The organism is Saccharopolyspora sp. (assembly GCF_017434145.1).
Lineage (GTDB): Bacteria > Actinomycetota > Actinomycetes > Mycobacteriales > Pseudonocardiaceae > Saccharopolyspora_C > Saccharopolyspora_C galaxeae.
In genome coordinates this window covers 1-5,169 of sequence record NZ_JAFRFW010001039.1, presented here as the reverse complement: position 1 = coordinate 5,169, position 5,169 = coordinate 1, and the positions used below count along the sequence as shown (strand labels likewise).

The following is a 5,169-nucleotide window of genomic DNA, read 5'->3' as shown; positions in this document are numbered from 1 at the left end:
GGTTCGGCGGCAGCACGCCACCACCCGCGGCGGCCGCGGCGATCGCCGCGCCGAGCCTGCGCTCGGTGGCCGCCGCCCGCGAGACCACCGCGACCACCCGGCACTCCACCACGCTCATCAGGCGGGACGCTTCGAGCTCACCCGCCACCAGCACCGCGGGCGCTGCGGACCCGGCCGCGGCGCGGCGCATGTTCGCCACCACCCGGTCGGTGACCTGGTCGGCGGCGAAGACCAGCACGTCGGCTTCGGCATCGCGATCGTCCGGCACGAACACCTCGAACGAGCCCAGCAGCGCTTCGGTCAGCCCGAGCAGCGTGAGCGGATCCGGCGCCCACACCGACACCCGGGTGCGCGGTTTCGATTCCGGCGCGGCGGGCATTGCTCCCGGAGAAGTGTCCGGGCCGGCTTCGGTCGACATTCGCGCTCCCCTCGCACTCGCGTTCCGAGTTCTCGGCGTTTCCGCGAACCGCACTCGGAATCACCCCATTCGGGAGTTTATGCGCACGCATACCGACCGGTGCGCGAGCACCGCCACCGCCCGGCAAAACCCGGGATTCCCCTCGACGGGAATCCCGGGCCGCACGCACTGCGCGAAGCCGCAACGACGCGGAGTCCGCGCCGCCGACATCGGCTACGAACCGGCGTCACCGCCGACGGAATCCGGCTATCCGCGAACAGCCGAGAACTAAACGGCCGGGCAGATTTCCGCGCCGCTAATCGGCCTGCCGCTGATGCCGCGCCCCGGTCTCCCCCGCGTCGGCGGCGATCCGTTGCAGCGCGGCGATGTGCCCGGTCAGCACCTCCCGGTCTGCGCGGCTGAGGTTGAGCCAGGTGCGCGGCCGCTTGCCGACGTAGCCCTTGTCCACCTCGACGTAGCCCAGCTTCTCCAGCGAGCTGACCTGTTTGGACAGTGCGGAGTCGGACAGCCGCACCGATTCCCGCACGTAGCCGAACTCCGCCCAATGCGTGGCCGCCAGCAGCGACACGATCGACAGCCGCGTCGGATCCAGCAGCGCCTGATCCAGTTCGCCCTGCTCAGCCATGGTCCGCTCGCGACCCGCGCATCCGGTAGCCGAAGAACCGCTGCCACAGCGGCATCGTCACGACGATCAGCACGCTGGCGATGGTGCCCGGGTACGGCACCTCCGAATCGCGCAGCAGCGCCGAAGCCCCGAGCACGAGCACGATCATCACCAGCAGCACGAGGATGTTCAGCAACCGGGTGCGCGGCGACATCGCCGGGCGGACGCTGGGCGATCGCTGGTACCCGATCGCGGAACCGAGGCGCTTCCAGCGCGACAAGATGGTCACCACCAGCACGAACGCCAGCACCAGGTAGGACACCGGGGTCCGCAGCTGCGGGCTCAGGTCCGAGGTGAGCCCGAGCGCGAGCACCAGGGCCGCCGTCGCCCACAGCACCCACTTCGGCTGCGAGTTCCGGCCGACCGCCTGCTGCTTGCGCGCGGAGATCTCGCGCAGCGCGTCGGAGGCTTCTTGCGGGGTCGGTTCGGTCGCCATCATCGCCACTCCCGTCTCGGTCGGCGGATGCCCGCGAAGTCCGGACTTTGCCGCCGTCTCATGTACTTGCCTACAAGGAAAGTACACGGGCACTTTCCCGGCAGGCAAGTACCTGCCCCGAGGGAGAAGAGGCGGCCGCCCCGAACAACGGAGAACCCCCACCGGCAATGCCGATGGGGGTTCTCCAGCGATGCCGCCCAGCCGGGCCGGAGCGGTCAGGAAGCGGCCTGCAGGTCCGCCTTCTTCACGTAGACCCAGCGGTGGTTGAACGAGATCTGGACGAACTCCTCCGACCCGTTGACCACCTTGTGGTTGTTCGGGTCGTCCGCCCCGTCGAAGGCCACGTGGTAGTCCTTCGCCTTCGCGTCCGGGCCCTTGACGTAGGCCTGCCCAGCCGGGACCTCGTAGGGCAACGGCTCCAGCTCGGTCGGCTCGACGCCCTCCGGGTATTCCTCGGCGGTCGGCGCCGCGCGCCCGTAGGTCGGTATCCGATCCCGCTTGGCCCGCACCAGCTCGGCGTCATCGGCTGGCGCGGTGTTCTTGCCGTCGGGGTCGTGCAGCCAGGCCTTCTTGCCGTCGAACCAGATCGCCAGCCACTCGCCGGAGCGCTCGGCGACCGCGTACTGCCTGCCGGTGGCCGCCTTGTTGCCCCAGTCCTCGATCCGGGTGCTGCCCGCGGAACCGTCCGGGTGCACCACCTCCGAGGTCAGCAGCGGCGCGTCGGCGCGCGGTTCGGTGCGCAACGGCAGGAAGTTGGCGCCCTGCTTCGGCAGCACCTCGCAGTTGCCGTCCGGGCAGTTCTGCACCTCGGGACGGTTCTCGGCGAAGTTCGGGAAGATCGTCACGACGTCTTCTTCGGCGCCGCCGCTGGCATCGTCCAGCGGCGCACCGAGCAGGTTCATGTAGTGCGCCCAGTCCCAGAACGGGCCGGGATCGTAGTGCTCCAGGCCCGCCTTCTTCGGCGTTTCCGCGGTGACCTCGTCGTGGCCGAGGATGTGCGTGCGGTCCAGCGGGATGTCGTACTTGTCCGCCAAGTACTTCACCAGCTTCGCCGACGACCGGTACATCTGCTCCGTGTACCAGGTGCCGCCCTCGGCGGCCCAGCCTTCGTGCTCGATGCCGATGGAGCGGATGTTGCGGTCCCAGCTGCCCGCGTGCCACGGCATGTCCTTGGTCGGCACCATCTGCGTGATCTGGCCGTCCGATGACCGCACCACGTAGTGCGATGCGCTGGCGTTGGCCGGGTTCTGGAACGCCGAGATCGTCGCCTGGTACGACAGCTCGGTGTTGTGCAGCACGATCGAGTCGATCTTGACGTCCTGCGGCCGGTTCGCGGTGTCGTAGTTGCCGTAGGAGCCCGCGGGCTTTTCCGGGTCCGTGGGCTCGTAGGCGGCCGGGACGTAGCGGCAGTCGACGTCGTCGGGGCACTCCGCCTGCCGGTCCGAGTTCTGCTGCGACGAGCTGGGCTGCTCGGACGTCCGGGCGGAGTCCTGCCCGGTCTGCGAGCGGTCACCCGCCGGGTCCTGGCTCGTGCTTGGTTCCGCAGACGGCGCCTCTTCGGTGCCTTCCGCTCCGGTGCCTTCTTCTCCGGTGCCTTCCAGCCCGGTGCCCGCGAGGTCCCGATCCGGCCGCACGTCCGCGACCTTGGGGTAGGCAAGCTCCTGACCGGTGGAGGTGGTGCGCTTGCGGCCCTGCCCGAGCACGTCGTAGACGTCCTCGGCGAACGAGCGCGCACCGCTGGCCTGCGGGCTGCCGCTGAGCTCGGCGACCGCCGGGTACCAGCCGCCGATGTTCTCCGGCAGCTTCCCGCCGTCGAGTTCCTTGGCGCGGTCGGCCAGCAGCGCGGCACCGGCGCGGATGTTCTGCGCCATGTCCCGCTTGACCTGATCCGCGTCGGAGCCGACCAGCCCGGCGGCCTTCTGCAAGGTGTGCAGCCGCGGGTTGTCGGCGGCCTGCTCGAGCAGCTTCGGGTTGTCGGCGCGCAGCTGCTCCGGGCGCACGTCGGTCAGGTGCATCGGGCCGTACCCGCCGGCTTTGCTCTGCTCGCCGTGGTGGTTCTCCCACCTGGTCAGCTGGTACGAGACCGCCATCAGCAGCGGGGTGGGCACCCCGAATTCCTCGGCGGCGGACTCGAACGCGCGTTGTTCCTCGGTGTTCGGCGCCTGCGCGGTGCGCGGCTCGCCGAACGCGGACTGGCTCGCGCCGGTCAGCAGCCCGGCGGCGAGCGCTGTCGCCACCACCGACCGCGCCCAGCGGCGTCTTGGAGTGATCACATCGTCCCTCGCGGTTCGCGTGCGGATGCTCGGACGCGCGCGGGGCCACGGCGAATTCGCGACCACCGGCGCGCGGACCTCGTGCTGCGGGGTCGCTCGGATGCGCGGCGCCCGCGCGCGGCCGCCGGGATCGGCAGGCCGCAGGCCGCACCTTAGCGATCTCGGCAAGGATTCCGCACCCGCCGAACGGTTTTGCGACCCGAACGGGCAAGTGATGTGCACAAAATGAACGGCGCGCGCGGCCAAATGTCGGCGGGGGCCGTGCTCAACAGCCCCGCCGAGCTTTTCCGAGCCGCTCGGGGAAATCCCTCACGAACCGCCGCTCCAATTCATCGGAGTGACTTCCGCAACTCCGGCTCAACCTTACCGGAACCGTCGTCCGTGCAGGTCAGCGCCGTTTTCGAATTTTTTCGAGCGATGCGCAACCTCATCGGCGAGCAGCCGTCCTACGGTTAGAAAAAGCGCAGGGGAACACCGCGCTCGCACACTCCGGAAAGGTTTTGACGATGGTGAAGCGGACTCGTACGGCAAGCGCGGCGGCGGCACTGGTCGGTGGGGCGCTGCTGCTGGCCGGATGCAGCGGCCAGGCGGCCACGAACTCCGCGGTGGCGCCGGAGAGCCAGCAAGGAGACGCCCCGGGTGCCGTGGACATCGGCAAGTCCAGCGACTGCACGGCTGCGGACTTCGCCTACCGGCTGGATGCCCAGCCGCAGCACGCGCCGGGGTCGTACGTGCTGAGCATGAAGAACACCTCGGACAAGCCCTGCCAGGTGGACGGCTACCCGGTGCTGACGCCGAAGTCCATGGACGACGAGGAGTTCCAGGTGCCGAGCCAGAACGCCGACGTCCCCGGTGCGCCGAAGGAGTTCGTGGTGGACCCGGGCAAGAGCGCCTACGCCGGGGTGAAGTTCGAGCTCACCGACAAGTCGGACCCGAACGCCATGGTCGCCACGGGCTTCAACGCGAAGGCTTCGAACATGAACGGTTCGGGCGCCAACGTGGACGAGATCTCGCCCAGCGACCCGGAAACCGGCACGAGCCTCGCGGTCAAGGGCCTCCGCGTCGGCACCATGCAGCCGGTCGATCAGGGCTTGAACGTCGGCCTCTGATCCGCACCGCACGGCCGAACCCCCACCGGGCGACCGGTGGGGGTTCGTTGTGTCCGCGGCCGTTCCCGGCTGATTCGTCGGGGCGACGGGAATCGGCCGGTGCCGGAGTGAACGCGTCGGCCGAGCGTTACCACCGGAGTGCTCGCGATGGCCCAGTGATCTGGATGGCCCAGTGATCTGGATGGCCCGGTGATCTGCGATGGCCGGTCGCGGAGCGGTGCGGCCTCCCGCAAGCCGGAACGGCTCGCGCGCTACCGGCCACTACAAGC

4 protein-coding genes and 1 pseudogene are annotated in these 5,169 nt (G+C 69.7%); 1 reads left to right on the top strand and 4 read right to left on the bottom strand.

Annotated features, from left to right (window positions below):
• The 4 genes and pseudogenes from IJH84_RS28405 to IJH84_RS28390 all read right to left on the bottom strand — a co-directional run.
• A pseudogene (locus IJH84_RS28405) lies at positions 1-418 on the bottom strand (hypothetical protein); the annotation flags it as partial.
• Between the two features lie 295 nt (positions 419-713).
• Complete coding sequence (locus IJH84_RS28400; protein ID WP_295151064.1) at positions 714-1,043, bottom strand: transcriptional regulator; 330 nt, start codon at positions 1,041-1,043, stop codon at positions 714-716.
• Positions 1,036-1,518, bottom strand: a complete 483-nt coding sequence (locus IJH84_RS28395) for a hypothetical protein (RefSeq protein WP_295151062.1) — start codon at positions 1,516-1,518, stop codon at positions 1,036-1,038. The genes IJH84_RS28400 and IJH84_RS28395 overlap by 8 nt, the downstream gene beginning before the upstream one ends.
• A 215-nt stretch (positions 1,519-1,733) precedes the next feature.
• Positions 1,734-3,791 (bottom strand): N-acetylmuramoyl-L-alanine amidase, encoded by a 2,058-nt coding sequence (locus IJH84_RS28390; RefSeq protein ID WP_295151060.1) that lies wholly within the window; start codon positions 3,789-3,791, stop codon positions 1,734-1,736.
• A 506-nt stretch (positions 3,792-4,297) separates the two neighbouring features.
• Here IJH84_RS28390 and IJH84_RS28385 point away from each other — a divergent pair.
• On the top strand, positions 4,298-4,900 hold the full coding sequence (locus IJH84_RS28385; RefSeq protein ID WP_295151058.1) for a DUF4232 domain-containing protein: 603 nt from the start codon (positions 4,298-4,300) through the stop codon (positions 4,898-4,900).
• Positions 4,901-5,169 lie beyond the last annotated feature (269 nt).

Coding starts and splice junctions, on each gene's coding strand:
- IJH84_RS28400 (WP_295151064.1), bottom strand. CDS start 1,043: ATGGCTGAGCAGGGCGAACTGGATCAGGCGCTGCTGGATCCGACGCGG.
- IJH84_RS28395 (WP_295151062.1), bottom strand. CDS start 1,518: ATGGCGACCGAACCGACCCCGCAAGAAGCCTCCGACGCGCTGCGCGAG.
- IJH84_RS28385 (WP_295151058.1), top strand. CDS start 4,298: ATGGTGAAGCGGACTCGTACGGCAAGCGCGGCGGCGGCACTGGTCGGT.